This is a genomic window from Aureisphaera galaxeae (assembly GCF_028561275.1).
GTDB classification, from domain to species: domain Bacteria; phylum Bacteroidota; class Bacteroidia; order Flavobacteriales; family Flavobacteriaceae; genus Aureisphaera; species Aureisphaera galaxeae.
Genome location: NZ_JAQQTF010000007.1, coordinates 121,466 through 137,889, shown reverse-complemented (window position 1 = coordinate 137,889; position 16,424 = coordinate 121,466). Strand labels below are relative to the sequence as shown.

The window sequence follows — 16,424 nt, the reverse complement described above, 5'->3', positions numbered from 1 at the left end:
AGATGAGCGTTAACAAAAAACTCCCACTTCCATCGCTGGGATCGTGAGAGTTTTACGTTTTTATGTGTCTGGTTTTATGCTTCCGCTTCTTCGGTTGCATCAATAACTACCTGACCTCTGTAGTATAGTTTTCCTTCGTGCCAGTGAGCTCTGTGATAAAGGTGAGCTTCTCCCGTTGTTGGGTCTGTAGCGATCTTAGGAGCTGTGGCTTTGTAATGCGTTCTTCTTTTATCTCTTCTAGTTCTTGAGATTTTTCTCTTAGGATGTGCCATTACTTAATATTATTTGTCCGTTAATAGTTTCTTTAAATCGTCCCATCGTGGATCGGTTTCCTCTTCGGTCTCCTTTTCCTCTTTTGGGCTCAACTCTTCAAGTTTCTCGAGAATGTCGCTTTTAAGGCTGCCATCTTCAATTCCAGGGTGAATCCTGCGTGCGGGCATGGACAGCACAATGGATTCATAAATTTGTTGTTGAATGTTTACCTGATAGCTTCCGTGGGGAATGATGAGAATATCTTCTAATTCATCGTTGTATTCCTCGCCGAACTTTACCACAAAATGGTAGGTTCCTTCTATCGGTTGCTCATAGGGCTCATTGGTAAGGTCGCAATTAACATTTACCTGCCCCTTAAACTGAAGGGTAAACTCCAACAATGTCGTTTTCTTGTTCAGCAATACATTTAGAACAAGGGTGGCATCGTTAAATTCGTCATACTCAAAATGCTCAAAGAACGTGTTTCCGATATCAAACTTGAAGGTGTGTTCTCCAACTTTTAATCCCACAAAAGGAATAGTAAATTCTTTCAGTTCCTTCATAATCACACCTAAAATTTTGCTATCTCCTTACGAATAAGGCGGCTGCAAAGATAAAAAATATTTTAATTTCCCAATTCGAATTATGAATTCTTTTTTGGGGCCGTTTTCTTGCGATTGGTCTTGAGTGGATTTTCCGATAAATCCTTATAATCATTGCGTTTGCGGAATATGTGAATGGCCGTAAAAACCGCTTCCTTAAAAGAGTCAGCATTGGCTACATTCTTTCCAGCTACGTCATAGGCCGTTCCGTGGTCGGGAGAAGTGCGTATTTTATTAAGTCCTGCGGTATAGTTCACCCCCATCCCAAAAGACAAAGTCTTAAAAGGAATTAAGCCTTGGTCGTGATAGGAGGCAATTACCGCATCGAAGTGTTTGTAATTCCCCGATCCGAAAAAGCTGTCGGCCGCATAAGGACCCATCACGATCTTTCCATTGTTCCGAATATTGTCTAAGGCCGGTCTTAATACCGTATCATCCTCATCGCCAATAACTCCGTTATCTCCCGTATGTGGATTGATGCCCAATACAGCAATTTTTGGTTTTACCACACCAAAATCCTCTACCAAGGTTTTATGGATTGTATTGATCTTTTTCTCCACCAATTCCCGAGTAATGGTTCCCGGAACGTCCTTGACGGCCACATGATCGGTAAGCAAACCTACCTTCAGGTCTTCGGTTACCATAAGCATGAGGCTATTTCCGCCCAACTCTTTCGCCAAATAATCGGTATGTCCTGGAAACTTGAAGCTGTCCGATTGTACATTGCTCTTATTAATAGGTGCCGTTACGAGAACATCGATCGCCGAATTCTTCAAGGCTGTAGTAGCGGCTTCCAATGATTTTATGGCAAAGGCTCCCATTTTAGGATCTTCTTTTCCAAATTCAATCTGCACGGGTTCTTTCCAAACATTGAGCACATTGATTTTTTTGTGAACGATCTTGTTGAGATCATCAATGCCGTGCAAGCTCATATCCAAGCCGTAGGTTTTTTTGAAAAAGGACATCAACTTCACCGAAGCAAAAATAACGGGGGTACAAAACTCCAGCATTCTAGTGTCCTGAAAAGCTTTCAATACCACTTCGCTTCCAATCCCGTTAAGATCCCCGATGGAAATCCCAACTACTATTTTTTCATTTTTGGACATACGACTCGCTACTTAATATTGTATTATTTTTGTAGCACAAATGTAACCCATTTAATTCATGTTTACAGGAATTGTAGAGACTATTGGAGAAATTACCGATCTTACCCAAGATGCCGAAAACCTTCATATTAAAGTAAAATCTTCCCTTACCCCAGAGCTGAAAATAGATCAGAGTGTAGCACATAATGGCGTATGCCTAACTGTTGTAGCCTTAGATGGCGACGAATATGTGGTTACTGCCATTCAGGAAACCTTGGATAAGAGCAATCTAGGGGAACTTGCTGTGGGGAGTTCTGTAAATCTGGAACGTGCCATGAAGTTGGGCGACCGACTCGATGGCCATATCGTTCAAGGACATGTGGACCAGAAAGGTACCTGCCTAGCAGTAACCTCAATGGACGGAAGTTGGGTGTTCACCTTTCAATACGATCCTTCCTTCGGAAATGTAACGATTGAAAAAGGCTCCATTACGGTGAATGGCGTGAGTTTAACGGTGGTAAATTCGAAAGAAAGGGAATTTAGTGTGGCCATTATACCTTATACGTATGAACATACTACATTTCATGCTATAAAAGCGGGAACAACCGTAAATCTAGAATTCGATGTCGTGGGAAAATACTTAAAAAGGCTTAGTCAAGGATATTTTTAGCCTTTCTTCTTTGAAGCAGCACGTAAACGCCGTAAATAATTCCGGCAATCAACAATATATATAAACCGCTATCAATAGGGAGTTCGCCAGGAGTTCTCTGGGCAGGAGGTGGTGGTCCTGCCTCCTTACCTGTGGACTGTCCTAGCATGAGTGTGCTATTAACTAAGAATAGCACAAGGGTTGCTATAGTTACGATTTGGGGTCGCATATACATGGGCTAATGTAATAATTTTTTTTAAACAACAATGTAAAAATGAAGTTATCAAAAAAATATTAACTGCTTTTTTCCAATTAAATTGTCCTTTTTCAAAAAAAAAATTGTGGTCCCACTTGGGCTCGAACCAAGGACCCCCTGATTATGAGTCAGGTGCTCTAACCAGCTGAGCTATGGGACCTTTCCGTTTTTTGTTCAGTAACAGTGTGTTGTACCGTAAAAACGAGCGGCAAAGGTATGATACTTTATAATCTTAGCAAAACTATTTCTAATTTATCTCCTGACACAGCTCTACCAACACGCCATGGGATGATTTTGGATGTAGAAAAACCACCCACTTGTTGTCGGCTCCGCGTTTTGGTTCTTCGTTCAAAACCACAAACCCTTCCGCCTTGAGCCGTTCTTTTTCGGCGTTGATATCATCTACGGCAAAAGCGATGTGGTGAATCCCTTCTCCCCGCTTTTCTATAAACTTAGCAATGGGGCTATCTTCCCGGGTTGCTTCCAACAACTCTATTTTGCTTTCCCCACAGGTAAAAAAGGAAGTAGTGACCCCTTCCCCTTCAACCGTTTCTGTCTTGTAATGCTCATAGCCCAGTAGGCTCTTGTAGACGGAGTTGGCAGCTTCTATGTCCTTCACCGCAATACCGATATGTTCAATTTTGTTCATGGAATTTTACTATACTTTCTATTTTTCAAAATTACAAAACCCAAGTACATGACCTTAAGTAGATTCCTAATTAATTGTAGTATTTTTGCAGCATGACAGAAAGTAATAGGCAAAAGAAAATCGCAGGGGTCCTTCAAAAAGACCTTTCTACCCTGCTACAGAATATGCTACGGGAAGCAGGACAAATGGGAATCATTATTTCGGTTTCCAAAGTGAATGTTACGGTAGATCTTTCTATCGCCAAGGTATATGTAAGTATATTCCCTTCAGATAAAGCCGAAGGCATCGTAAGTGAAATCAATACCCTTACCCCAAGGATAAAGCACCAAATGGCCCAGCTCACCAAGGATCAGTTGCGCAAAATGCCAGACCTCAATTTTTATAACGATGATTCCCTCGATTATATAGAAAAGATCGAAAAAGCCGTTAAAGGGGAAGACAATCCTATTGAAAATCCGGATCTACTGGAGCGCAGGAAAAAGAAATAGTCTTTTTGAGGTATCCCATCTACATAGCGAAGCGGTATTTGTTTTCCAAAAGCAATCGAAATGCCGTCAATATCATCTCGGGTATTGCCATTGTAGCTGTTATTGTGGGATCCATGGCCCTTTTCATTGTCCTTTCAGGCTTTTCGGGATTGAAACATTTTGCACTACAATTCACCAACGTTTTTGATAGTGACCTAAAAGTGAACCCTGCCAAAGGTAAGACGCTCTCCATTTCTCCCGAACAGTTTGTACAACTACAGCAATTGGAGGGTGTGGATGCGGTTTCGAAAATCATCGAAGAACGTATCTTCCTTCAATACCAAGGTAAAAACCACATTGCTTTTATTAAAGGGGTCGACAGCCAATACGAAAAGGTAATTCCCACAGACAGTATCCTTTTCAGTGGCGATTGGATGATCCCCAATCAAGATGAAGTGGTCGTGGGTTTCTCCATAGTAAACAAGCTATCCCTTCCCATAAGGGATTATGGTAATTTACTGGAGGTCTATGTACCCAAGCCCGGCACCGGGCAGATCAATATTTTAGACCCTTCCTCGGCATTTACTAAACGCAAAGTAGTCGCGAGCGGCATCTATGAAATTAATGACGAACTGAACGGGAAATATGTTTTTTCCGATCTGGAATTCGCACGCCAATTGTTAGGTCTGGATTCTTTGCAGGTCTCTTCATTGGAATTTAAACTAAATCCAGGAGCTGTAGAAGAAACCATTGTGCCTCAACTTACCGCTATGTTCCCGGAAGAAGTGGTTATTAAAAACCGCATTCAGCAAAATGATGCCCTGTACAAGATGTTGAATGCCGAAAACCTATTCACCTACCTTTTTGTAAGCTTGATCGCGGCCATCGCTATTTTTAATTTAGCTGGAACCATAATTATGGTGATTCTGGAAAAACGCGGCAACATTAGAACCCTGTTTTTCTTGGGATTGACCATTGGGGAAATACGCAAAATTTTCTTCTACAATGGTCTTATGATGACTTTATTGGGTGTTGCTATTGGACTCTTCTTGGGTTCCGCTGCCGTATTGTTACAGCTGAAATTTGGACTGGTTCCCATTACACCCACCTTGCCGTACCCAGTTAAGTACAACCTTTTGAACTTACTATTGGTATTAGTCACCATTAGTGCATTGGGGGCACTCGCCTCCAAAATAGCTTCCTTAAAAGTGACGGAAAAACTGTTGGATTAAACAAACTGAAAGTCACCGAACTTCTCGAGTACCTCATCGAAGGCCTCAAATACAGAAGCAGAATCATCGCTGGTTACCATTTTCATTCGGTATTTCTTGAAATCGGGAATGCCTTTAAAGTAATTGGTGTAGTGTCTTCGGGTTTCGAACACGCCCAGTTTTTCACCTTTCCAATCGATGGACATTTGTAAATGCCTACGGGCCGCTTCTACCCGTTCTACCATGGTGGGTGGGGCTAAGTGAGTTCCGGTTTCAAAATAGTGTTTTACTTCCCTAAAGAACCAAGGATATCCAATACTGGCTCGGCCAATCATAGCTCCGTCCAAGCCATATACATCGCGCATTTCCATGGCGCGTTCCGGTGAGTTTACATCACCATTCCCGAAAACAGGGATATGCATTCTTGGATTGTTCTTTACTTCGGCAATCGGCACCCAATCGGCATCACCCTTATACATCTGTGCCCGGGTACGCCCGTGAATGGAAATGGCTTTACAGCCCACATCCTGAAGACGCTCTGCTACTTCTACAATCTTTATGGAATCGTGGTCCCAGCCCAAACGGGTTTTCACAGTTACGGGTAGTTTGGTGTGCTTTACCATGGCTTCGGTAAGCTTCACCATAAGGTCGATATCCTTCAGAATTCCGGCGCCGGCGCCTTTGCTCACCACCTTCTTCACAGGGCAACCAAAATTGATGTCGATAATATCCGGTCCACTGGCTTCCACAATCTCTACACTTCGCAACATGGATTCCAATACCGCACCAAAAATCTGAATGCCTACAGGACGTTCCTTTTCGTAGATATCCAACTTCATAACACTCTTAGCGGCATCACGAATCAACCCTTCCGAAGAAATGAATTCCGTATACACCACATCGGCCCCTTGCTCCTTGCAAAGTGCGCGGAACGGTGGGTCGCTTACATCTTCCATCGGGGCGAGCAACAATGGAAATTCTCCTACTTCTAAGTCTCCTATCTTTACCATAGCTGCTGCAAAAATACTGAAATAAAGAATCTTTCCTACCCTAGAATAAGGTATAGGTGAAGTGGTTAATGAAGCAGAGGGCAAAACAATAGGCTAGATTTCAACTAAAAAGCAGTTAAATTGCACTATATTTGCGGCCTAATTGCTGTTGGAAAGAACTTATGAAGAACATTCGCAATTTTTGTATCATCGCCCACATCGACCATGGTAAAAGTACCTTGGCGGACCGTCTTTTGGATTTTACCGGAGCGGTTACCCAACGTGAGGCGCAAGATCAACTTCTAGATAGTATGGATCTGGAGCGTGAACGTGGAATTACCATTAAGAGTCATGCCATTCAGATGAACTATACCCATGAGGGAGAGGAATATATCCTTAACCTTATCGACACTCCCGGTCACGTGGACTTCTCCTACGAGGTGTCACGTTCCATTGCTGCCTGTGAAGGGGCTTTGTTGGTGGTAGATGCCGCACAGAGCATCCAAGCTCAAACCATTTCCAACCTGTATTTGGCGTTGGAAAATGATTTAGAGATTATCCCTGTACTTAATAAGGTAGATCTTCCTTCGGCCAATCCAGAAGAGGTAACCGATGATATCGTAGACCTTTTGGGTTGCGATGCTGAAGAGGTGATTCCTGCAAGCGCGAAGACCGGAATTGGAATCGAAGAGATTCTAACAGCCATTATTGAAAGAATCCCAGCTCCCGAAGGTGAACCCGAAGAGCCATTACAGGCGTTGATTTTCGATTCTGTATACAATCCATTCCGTGGAGTGGAAACCTATTTCCGAATTGTAAATGGATCTATTAAGAAAGGACAGCAAATTAAGTTCGTCGCCACGGGCAAGAACTATTTTGCAGATGAGGTGGGAACTTTACACCTAAAACAGACTCCAAAAAAGGAGATCACCTGTGGAGATGTAGGTTACCTTATCACTGGCATTAAGGATGCTCGAGAAGTGAAAGTGGGGGATACTATTACCGACGCAAAAACCCCAACCCAAAATGCGATTGAAGGTTTCGAAGACGTAAAGCCCATGGTATTTGCCGGGATTTATCCTGTAGATACCGAAGACTATGAGGAGCTTCGTGCTTCTATGGAGAAGTTGCAGTTGAACGATGCTTCTTTGGTATTTCAGCCAGAAAGTTCAGCGGCACTTGGTTTCGGATTCCGATGTGGTTTCCTAGGAATGCTTCACTTAGAAATCATTCAGGAACGATTGGAAAGGGAATTCGATATGACGGTAATCACTACTGTACCTAACGTGTCCTACCACGCCTTTACCAACAGGGCACCCGACGATATTATCTTGGTAAATAACCCGAGTGATTTGCCAGAGCCTTCCACTTTAAACCGTGTTGAAGAACCTTATATAAAAGCGACCATCATTACCAAGGCGGATTTCGTGGGTCCCGTAATGTCCTTGTGCATCGAAAAAAGAGGGCAGATTACCAATCAAACGTATCTCACCACAGAACGGGTAGAGCTCATGTTCGATATGCCCCTGGCAGAAATTGTATTCGATTTCTATGATCGTCTTAAGACGGTATCCAAAGGATATGCTTCCTTTGATTACAGTCCCATCGGGCTTCGGGCTTCCAAGCTTGTGAAGGTAGATGTGCTCCTCAATGGGCAAACGGTAGATGCTCTTTCCGCACTATTGCACCAGGATAATGCCTACGATATTGGGAAGAAAATGTGTGAAAAGCTACGCACACTTATCCCGAGACAGCAGTTCGATATTCCTATTCAGGCGGCGATTGGAGCAAAGATTATTGCCCGTGAAACTGTGAAGGCCTTGAGAAAGGACGTTACCGCCAAATGTTATGGAGGGGATATTTCCCGTAAACGTAAACTTTTGGAAAAGCAGAAAAAAGGTAAGAAGCGAATGCGCGCTGTGGGTAATGTGGAAATTCCTCAGGAAGCCTTTATGGCCGTTCTTAAGCTGAACGATTAATCCATTCCATAATTGACAATACCCAGTTGAAGACGATCGATTAATTCACTGTTACTCGTCAACCTTTTACTGTTACTAGTCCCATTCTTTTGCATATATAGGTGTTTAGGGGAATATTTAGGCCTTTAAAACTCTAAACAATGAAAACTTCAATTGCAAGGGCGCTTTGTCTGGCGTTTATATTCATCTCATTCGATTGTATTCATGCACAAAGGGAAAACCCAAGGGTGAAAAGCGGAAAGAACCTTCGCACCACTATTTTAAATATCCTTAACAAAGCAAAGGAGGAAAAGGTGAAACCCAAAACGTGCGATGCCTCTAAATTGCTCAAATCAATTCCCCGAAATAAATTGGTCGCTTCCAAGAAGGTTTTGGCCAAAGAAATTAATCGAATTATGGATACCATAAACTTACCCCAAGATTTAGTAATGGGTAAATATGGCCATATCGCCTTCGAAGTTTACAGTCCCTCTAAGACATTGCAGGAATTTGGTCGGGACCTTTTTATTAAACCCTACAAGGATATTCCCACGAACAAGCAGCGGATCATCAAGAAGTACTATGAAAAGGCCCGGCGATTCTATAATAAAGGAATCGACTTGAAGCCTATAAAGTTTATGCATAAAGGTTGCGAAATCGTGGCAGGCACAAACTTAAAACCTTTGAAATGGAAACAAGGGTATAAAAAAAGCCCACAGTTTTTATCGATTGAATGGGAAATTACTACAGAAATAGACATTGAATGTCCTTGCAACGAAAAGAACAAACACAAGGTTAAACGTGCAATTTATCACTACAAGGGAAAAGTTACTGGGCCTTACTCCAGATACGCCAATGATCATTTCAACATAATAGGGTTTGGCGTCCGCTTTGGTAAAGTGACTTCCGCCAAATACAAAAGGCACAAGCTGGAATGCTGCCCAGAAAAGCCAACAAAACCTGAAGACGGTAGTTTTACTTCACCGGATGAGAATATTGATTATACCCCGTTTATAGATACCAATCTAGGGATAAGCTTTGCGAAGGATGAAGAAACAGAAATGGTTGGTGCTGCGGGAGTTTTGTTTTACCTAACATCCATTGCCGACAACCCTTTCTACCTAGGTCCCAAAGCAACCCTACATACAGCCGTGGGAAGTGATACTAACGTTGAAGCAACCCAAATCCTATTGGGTCCAGCTGCAGAATATCAAGTGCCAATAGGCCAAGGGAACACGAGTATCTTGGGGGGCGTACATGCTGGATATACTTTCGGAAATGTATCGGCTTTTGGGTTTAAACAGAATACTTCGGGGTTCGCTGCGAGGGTTTACAGTGGCGTTGAATTTGATATCACAGAAAACATAGCCTTGGCGGCTATCCTGAACCTATTCGAATACAACAACATACAGTTCAAGGCTGAAGAAGGGGGTGAAAAAACGACAACAAGTAATTCGCTTTTTGTTTCCGACAGAACCACCTTCTCCGTTGGAGTGAGGATAGACCTGACTAAAAAGTAGACAGAAGTTTATGGCCTAGCCTCCACAGGTAGTCCCGACTTCCTCCAGATCGGCCAAATAAACATCGTAATTCGTTCCTGTGTCTTCACCATTCACCGACGCATTTCCGTTGGGCTCCCGACATAATTCGAAAGATGGGGTTTGCTCATTGTTGCATTGCGTACAAGTTCTGGTTTCATCTTCCTTACACGAAAAAAAGACCAACAATGCAATTAGGATGATATAAGGGTATGTCTTTGGGGTTTTCAAATGATCGCAATTTTTTTAATTCTCCTGTATTTCTACTTCAAGCGGCTTTCCGATATAGACCAAGGCAAACCCTTTTTTAATGTCCTCCATGTTTTTGTTATGGGACGAAATGATTCTTAAATCTCCTTTCGGGTCCTTCAGGAATAAAGGAATGCTCTCTTTGATTGTATCGGTTTTGTCCATGATTCCATCGTAGTGTTCCTTGCTCTTTAAAGGAAGTTCCAAAATACTAGGGTGTTCCTGAGCTACTTTGCTTACCGATGCAAAATCGTCTATATGGGAAAACAGTCCTTGCTCTGGATTATTGTTCCGGTCTTCCATTTCTTCGGAAGTTATTAATCTGAAAGCCCCATTCTCCCCGAATTGTTTCTGAAACTTATTCAAGGCGTATTTGTTGATGTCGGAATTCCCCGTGATGGCCATGAGGTATCCTACATCGCTCAGTTCCACATTGTCTTTAAGTGAATCCGAATATACATTGGCCGTAAGCGCTTCTACGCCCATTTCCTTGGCCCTTTTCACATTTTCCTGATTGCTATCTATAACTACTACATGCCTCCCATTGGTATGCAGGTACTTTGCCAGTAGCCTCGGAAATTCGGAAGCACCCACTATAAGGATTCCTTCCGATTTCTTCAAGAACACCCCTACGATTTTCGCAAAATAGCGGGCGGTTGTGGCATTCAATAAAACGGTCGTTAACACCACAGCAAAAACAAGCGGTGTAATATATTCTGCACCCTCAACACCTTTCTGAACCAATTTGCTCCCGAAAAGCGACGCAATACCCGCTGCTACAATTCCTCGAGGCCCAACCCAACTTATAAATAGCTTTTCGTTGGTTTTTAGTGAGGACTTTGTCGTACTTAAGAAGACCGCCAAAGGCCTTACCACGAAGATGACAATAGCGAAAAGAATAGCAGTTTTATAATTGGCTACCAAATACAGATCATCAAGCGTAATGTTTGCTGAAAGCAGAATGAACAAAATAGAAATAAGCAGTACACTTAAAGATTCTTTAAAATAGAGTAATTCTTTGAGGTTTGGAAGATCGCTGTTCCCTAAGAACATCCCCATAACTACAACAGACAACAGCCCCGATTCATGAGCAAAAATATCGCTCTCCACAAAAATGAGCAATACTACAGATAGGGCTACCACATTCAATAAGTAATGCGGGATCAGATTCTTTTTAATCGCAAAATAAAGGGCATATCCCCCAGATATTCCGAAGGAGAAACCTATTAGTAAAATCTTTCCGAATTCAATAAAAGCCTGTTTGGTAAATCCTAGATCCCCTTTCACCGAAATAAACTCGAACACCAATACGGCTACTAAAGCGCCTATGGGATCGATCAGGATTCCTTCCCATTTTAGCACCGCAGAAATATCTTTCTTCAGAGGAATGTTTCTCAATATTGGGGTAATTACGGTAGGCCCTGTCACGATTATAAGTGAAGAGAAAAGAAAGGAAACCTTCCAGCCTAGACCCATAACGAAATAGGCGGCGACACCGCAACCCACAAAAGTGACAAAAGAACCCAGGCTAATTAATTTCCCAATAATACCACCCACACGTTTCACTTCACCAAAGCGAAGGGTAAGTCCTCCTTCAAATAGAATAATTCCAATGGCCAATGAAACAAAATAAAATAGACTTTCTCCAGGGAACAATCCTTCTTCCCCATTCCAAATGGGTTGGATCCACTGGGTCCCGTCTTCTGAGATTAGTGTCGATATAGGGCCAACGAAAAGGCCAATGAGGATAAGAGGTAAGATTGCTGGGATTTTAAAACGCCATGCTACCCATTGCGCAAGAATCCCTAGTATGATGATACCGGCGAGTTCTACCATTTTTTTTAGTTTGGTTCATAAAAATAACCAAAACTTTCATAGAGCCTATTCTTTTTCATTCGTTTAATGAAAAGAGAACTCCTTGTCACATGGAAAATAGTATTTCTAGCGGTTTTATAAACTCCCTGATCGTTTGAAGGTCCAACCATTTAATGCCATTAGTGTGGGGTTTTTGGAAAACGTAAAAGCGATTGCGGCAAGTCGCAACTCATAGGCTTCTCACAGAAGTCTTAATAAAGCCTTAACATCCGTACGCAATCCCACTCCTTTTTGTATTTTGCGCTTTCTATGAAACTATACCCTGTAGAAGCTGGTAACTTTAAGCTCGATGGAGGCGCGATGTTCGGTGTGGTTCCCAAGTCACTTTGGAGTAGAACCAATCCGGCGGATAACAATAATATGATTGATATCGCCGCCCGTTGCCTGTTGGTTGAAAATGGCGACCGGCTTACACTTATCGATACAGGGATGGGCAACAAACAAAGCGAAAAGTTTTTCGGGTATTACTATCCTTGGGGAACTCACAACCTAGATAACTCACTACAACAACACGGTTTTCATCGCGACGACATTACCGATGTCTTTATGACCCATCTTCATTTTGATCATTGCGGCGGAAGTGTTCAGTGGAACAAAGACCGAACGGGGTATGAACCAGCCTTTAAAAATGCCACATTTTGGAGCAACGAGCGCCACTGGGATTGGGCAACAAACCCCAATAGAAGGGAGCGGGCTTCTTTCCTGAAAGAAAACATTCTCCCCATGCAGGAAAGTGGACAGCTAAAATTCGTTGCAGACCCGGTTGGAGACTTTTCTGAAAAGAAAGAATTGGATTTCGGCATTTTCTTTGCAGATGGACATACCGAAAAACAAATGATTCCCCACATTCAATATAAGGATAAGACCATCGTCTTTATGGCCGATCTATTACCTACGGCAGGGCATTTACCTCTTCCGTTTGTAATGGGATACGATACTCGGCCCTTGCAGACACTCTCCGAAAAAGAGAAGTTTTTGAACGCGGCAGCAGACAACAATTATTATTTGTTTCTAGAGCACGATGCACACAATCCGATTATTACCGTAAAACATACCGAAAAAGGAGTCCGTTTAAAAGACACCTTTACTATTGATGAAATATTTAATTAAATACCTGAGCATGAATTTTATAAAAGCATCTTTATTTACTGTAGCAACCGCAGCCTTACTTTCTGGTTGTACAGGCGGAGTAGCGCCTATAGTGTCCACTCCTATAGAAAATATTGACACCCTGCCCTTAAAGGCACAGCCGTTAACAGATTCCCAATTGAAGTCATGGGCGGCAGCCGACCTCCTCACCGATACCATTCCTGGAATGAGTGTGGACAAAGCCTACAATGAGATCCTAAAAGGAAGAAAAGGCCAAAAAGTGATCGTTGGGGTTATAGACAGTGGTGTAGATATTGAACATGAAGACCTTAAAGATGTTATTTGGACCAACAAGGACGAGATTCCTGGCAATGGAAAGGACGATGACAACAATGGGTATGTAGATGACATCCACGGATGGAACTTCCTGGGAGATATTATAGCAGAGAATATGGAATATGTTCGCTACATGAAAAAATTAGGCCCAAAATTCGAAGGAAAAACAGAGGCCTCCATTAGCGCAACAGATCGTGCTGACTTTGATATTTATAAAAAGGCCGTGGCAGAATACGAAAAGGATGTAGCCGAGGCCAATGGCGTCGTACAGCAGTACACTCAAATTTTGGCGCAGGTAAAGCCTGCACACGAAGCCATGGCCAAGAAATTTGGGAAAGAAGACTATACCAAAGAAGATCTTGCGGGCATTCAAAACCCATCGGCCGATGAGCAACAGCAAATCGGAATGCTTAGCCAAATGTTGAATTTCGGGGATTCCATTCCAGAAGTGATCAAGGAAATTAACGGAGGTATCGATTACTACAAAGGTCGACTTACTACCCACTTTAATATGGAAACCAACTTTAGGGAGGCCATTGGAGACAACCCAGATGACCTAGATGACAAGAAGGGTTATGGGAACAACGATGTAGACGGTCCAGATCCTAAGGAAGAAGATGCCCTACACGGAACCCACGTGGCCGGAATCATTGCCGCCAAAAGAAATAATGGAATTGGAATGAACGGGGTTGCAGACAATGCAGAGATCATGGTCATCCGTGCGGTGCCAGATGGCGATGAGTATGACAAAGACATCGCCCTAGCGATTCGTTATGCCGTAGATAATGGAGCCAAGGTCATCAATACAAGTTTTGGAAAGTATTACTCCCCACATCCAGAATGGGTTTGGGATGCGATAAAATACGCTAGCAAAAAAGACGTGCTAATTGTAAATGCAGCAGGAAACGAGGCCTATGATTTGGATACCATTCAAGTATTCCCTAACGACCAAAAAGGAACCGGAGAAGAAATTGGGGACACCTTTATTACCATTGGGGCCCTAAATTATGACTACGGTAGCGAAATGGTAGCTAACTTCTCCAACTATGGAGTATCCAATGTAGATGCTTTTGCACCCGGAGTAAAGATTTATTCAACTACTCCGCTAAATGAATACGAATATCTACAAGGAACATCGATGGCAGCACCAGCAGTGGCGGGTGTCGCTGCGACGATCCGTTCGTACTTCCCCAAGCTTTCTGCGAAACAAGTAAAGCAAATTCTTATGAACAGCGGACTTACCTCCAAGACTCCTGTGATCTTAGGTGGGGATGCTTCGAAACAAAGTAACTTTAACACCATTTCCAACTCCGGAAAAATGGTGAATTTGTACAATGCCTTAATTATGGCAGATAAAATGTCACGATAATGAAATTTCTAAAGAATAGTCTTTGGGCCTTGTTATGCATCACCGTAGCACACGCCCAAAACAGTACCTCATACTGGCAACAAAAAGTCGATTACAAAATGGAAATCGACGTAGACGTAGAAAAATGGCAATACGAAGGGAGCCAACAAATCACGTATACCAATAATTCGCCCGACGTATTGGATAGGGTATTCTACCATTTGTATTTCAATGCCTTTCAACCGGGAAGTGAAATGGATGTTCGTTCTCGAACCATTGGTGATCCCGATCCACGTGTAGGAGATCGAATTTCGAAATTAACTCCTTCAGAAATTGGATACATAAAACCAACATCCCTTACCCAAGATGGTGCCAAGTTGAAATACGAAGTTGTGGGTACCGTATTGGAAGTAGATTTGGCAAAACCCATTCAACCCGGTGAAAGTACCGTATTGGCTATGGAATGGGATGCTCAGGTGCCTGTTCAAGTTCGAAGAAGTGGGAGAAACAGCAAAGAAGGTGTGGCCTTGTCCATGACGCAATGGTTCCCAAAATTAGCGGAATACGATTTTCAAGGATGGCATGCCGACCCTTACATTGCTCGTGAGTTTCATGGCGTTTGGGGCGATTTCAATGTAAGCATCACCATTGATGAAGATTATATTGTCGGCGGAACTGGGTATTTACAAGGAGAGCCTAAAAAGCGTCGCGGAAAGAAAACCTGGGTGTTCGACGCGCCAGATGTGCATGACTTTACTTGGGCGGCCGATCCGGAATACATTCACGATACCTACGAAGGACCCAATGGTGTAGTGTTGAATTTCTACTACAAAAACAATCCAGATATCATCGAGAATTGGAAAAAGCTTCAGCCTAAGACAGCGGCATTGTTGGAATATTTCAACAAGCATATCGGCCCATATCCGTACAAGCAGTATTCGGTAATTCAAGGAGGTGATGGTGGTATGGAATATGCCATGTGTACCCTCATTACCGGAGAGCGTAAATTTGGAAGCTTATTCGGTGTTACGGCACACGAATTGGCCCATTCTTGGTTCCAATTTTTATTGGCTACCAATGAAGCTAAACATGAGTGGATGGACGAAGGATTTACCTCATACATTTCGGCCCTTGCTGAGGCTGAGGTGATGGAAGAAGACAATCCCAACCCAGTGGCTGGATCCTATCGCGGTTACAATTTCTTAGCAACTAGCGGACAGGAGCAACCAGCTACTACCCACGCTGATCGTTATGCGAGCAATCGTTCGTACGGAATCACAGCCTATAGCAAAGGAGCCGTGTTCATGGCCCAATTGGGATATGTGATTGGGAAGGAAAATCTGGAAAAGACCATTAAACAATACTATAAAGATTGGGCGTTTAAGCATCCAACGCCCAACGACTTTATCCGTGTGGCCGAAAAAATTTCGGGCATGGAACTGGATTGGTACTTGACCGATTTTATGCAAACTACCAATACCATCGATTACGGCATTCAGAATGTTTCTGAAGAAAACGGGACTACGAAGGTGACCCTTCAGCGTATTGGACTTATGGGAATGCCTATCGACGTATATGCCGAATTCGAAGATGGAAGTAAGGCTTCCTATTACATTCCATTGCAAATGATGCGTGGGGAAAAGACCAACCCTACTCCAGACATAGACCGTGTGGTTTTGAAAGATTGGGCATGGGCATACCCAACCTATGAGTTCGAAATTCCGACAAACAAAAAGGTGAAGCGTTTGGTGATCGATCCATCGAAATTGATGGCTGATATCGCACCTGAAAACAACACCTACGAAGCGAACTAGTTTCGTTTTTCAAAATATAGAACCTCGCTAGGCTTTCCCTTAGCGAGGTTTTTTTAT

At 42.8% G+C, this 16,424-nt stretch carries 16 protein-coding genes and 1 tRNA gene; 8 read left to right on the top strand and 9 right to left on the bottom strand.

Annotation, left to right across the window (positions count from 1 at the left end; all coding sequences use genetic code 11):
* Nucleotides 1–74 precede the first annotated feature (74 nt).
* The 3 genes from rpmF to pdxA all read right to left on the bottom strand — a co-directional run bounded on the left by rpmF (nt 75) and on the right by pdxA (nt 1,960).
* Nucleotides 75–272 (bottom strand): 50S ribosomal protein L32, encoded by a 198-nt coding sequence (gene rpmF, locus POV27_RS13805; protein ID WP_272863372.1) that lies wholly within the window; start codon nt 270–272, stop codon nt 75–77.
* Between the two features lie 9 nt (nt 273–281).
* Nucleotides 282–815 carry a YceD family protein gene (locus tag POV27_RS13800; protein WP_272863371.1) on the bottom strand — a complete coding sequence of 178 codons (534 nt, stop codon included), beginning with the start codon at nt 813–815 and terminating at the stop codon, nt 282–284.
* An 80-nt stretch (nt 816–895) separates the two neighbouring features.
* Nucleotides 896–1,960, bottom strand: coding sequence for a 4-hydroxythreonine-4-phosphate dehydrogenase PdxA (gene pdxA, locus POV27_RS13795; protein WP_272863370.1), 1,065 nt, complete (start codon nt 1,958–1,960; stop codon nt 896–898).
* A 58-nt stretch (nt 1,961–2,018) separates the two neighbouring features.
* Between pdxA and POV27_RS13790 the strand changes: the two genes are divergently transcribed.
* Nucleotides 2,019–2,609 (top strand): riboflavin synthase, encoded by a 591-nt coding sequence (locus POV27_RS13790; protein WP_272863369.1) that lies wholly within the window; start codon nt 2,019–2,021, stop codon nt 2,607–2,609.
* Here POV27_RS13790 and POV27_RS13785 read toward each other — a convergent pair.
* The 3 genes from POV27_RS13785 to mce form a co-directional block, all read right to left on the bottom strand.
* Nucleotides 2,590–2,817: a PID-CTERM protein-sorting domain-containing protein gene (locus POV27_RS13785; RefSeq protein ID WP_272863368.1), complete on the bottom strand. Its 228-nt coding sequence runs from the start codon at nt 2,815–2,817 to the stop codon at nt 2,590–2,592. The two genes, POV27_RS13790 and POV27_RS13785, sit on opposite strands and share 20 nt — an antisense overlap.
* Before the next feature lie 113 nt (nt 2,818–2,930).
* Nucleotides 2,931–3,004, bottom strand: a tRNA-Ile gene (locus POV27_RS13780).
* 87 nt (nt 3,005–3,091) lie between these two features.
* Nucleotides 3,092–3,493, bottom strand: coding sequence for a methylmalonyl-CoA epimerase (mce, locus tag POV27_RS13775; protein WP_272863367.1), 402 nt, complete (start codon nt 3,491–3,493; stop codon nt 3,092–3,094).
* 92 nt (nt 3,494–3,585) lie between these two features.
* Here mce and rbfA point away from each other — a divergent pair, with 92 nt between their 5' ends.
* Together rbfA and POV27_RS13765 are read left to right on the top strand one after the other, a co-directional pair.
* Nucleotides 3,586–3,981, top strand: a complete 396-nt coding sequence (gene rbfA, locus POV27_RS13770; protein ID WP_272863366.1) for a 30S ribosome-binding factor RbfA — start codon at nt 3,586–3,588, stop codon at nt 3,979–3,981.
* Between the two features lie 5 nt (nt 3,982–3,986).
* Nucleotides 3,987–5,192 (top strand): ABC transporter permease, encoded by a 1,206-nt coding sequence (locus POV27_RS13765; protein WP_272863365.1) that lies wholly within the window; start codon nt 3,987–3,989, stop codon nt 5,190–5,192.
* On the opposite strand, the gene dusB is transcribed toward POV27_RS13765, so the two are convergent.
* Entirely contained in the window at nt 5,189–6,181 is a 993-nt protein-coding gene (gene dusB / locus POV27_RS13760; protein WP_272863364.1) for a tRNA dihydrouridine synthase DusB, read from the bottom strand. The two genes, POV27_RS13765 and dusB, sit on opposite strands and share 4 nt — an antisense overlap.
* A 161-nt stretch (nt 6,182–6,342) precedes the next feature.
* Here dusB and lepA point away from each other — a divergent pair, with 161 nt between their 5' ends.
* Together lepA and POV27_RS13750 are read left to right on the top strand one after the other, a co-directional pair.
* A complete protein-coding gene (gene lepA, locus POV27_RS13755) occupies nt 6,343–8,139 on the top strand; it encodes a translation elongation factor 4 (RefSeq protein ID WP_272863363.1) in 1,797 nt (598 codons plus the stop codon).
* A gap of 140 nt (nt 8,140–8,279) precedes the next feature.
* Nucleotides 8,280–9,638 (top strand): outer membrane beta-barrel protein, encoded by a 1,359-nt coding sequence (locus tag POV27_RS13750; RefSeq protein WP_272863362.1) that lies wholly within the window; start codon nt 8,280–8,282, stop codon nt 9,636–9,638.
* 15 nt (nt 9,639–9,653) lie between these two features.
* On the opposite strand, the gene POV27_RS13745 is transcribed toward POV27_RS13750, so the two are convergent.
* Nucleotides 9,654–9,887: a hypothetical protein gene (locus POV27_RS13745; protein WP_272863361.1), complete on the bottom strand. Its 234-nt coding sequence runs from the start codon at nt 9,885–9,887 to the stop codon at nt 9,654–9,656.
* 15 nt (nt 9,888–9,902) lie between these two features.
* On the bottom strand, nt 9,903–11,741 hold the full coding sequence (locus POV27_RS13740) for a cation:proton antiporter (RefSeq protein WP_272863360.1): 1,839 nt from the start codon (nt 11,739–11,741) through the stop codon (nt 9,903–9,905).
* 288 nt (nt 11,742–12,029) lie between these two features.
* On the opposite strand from POV27_RS13740, the gene POV27_RS13735 reads away from it, so the two are divergent.
* From POV27_RS13735 to POV27_RS13725, 3 genes are read left to right on the top strand one after another with little or no spacing between them, the layout of a single operon-like run.
* Nucleotides 12,030–12,890 (top strand): MBL fold metallo-hydrolase, encoded by an 861-nt coding sequence (locus tag POV27_RS13735; RefSeq protein ID WP_272863359.1) that lies wholly within the window; start codon nt 12,030–12,032, stop codon nt 12,888–12,890.
* A 10-nt stretch (nt 12,891–12,900) separates the two neighbouring features.
* Nucleotides 12,901–14,574, top strand: coding sequence for a S8 family peptidase (locus tag POV27_RS13730; protein WP_272863358.1), 1,674 nt, complete (start codon nt 12,901–12,903; stop codon nt 14,572–14,574).
* Entirely contained in the window at nt 14,574–16,367 is a 1,794-nt protein-coding gene (locus POV27_RS13725) for a M1 family metallopeptidase (RefSeq protein WP_272863357.1), read from the top strand. Before POV27_RS13730 ends, POV27_RS13725 begins: the two co-directional genes overlap by 1 nt.
* The last annotated feature ends 57 nt before the right edge of the window (nt 16,368–16,424 follow it).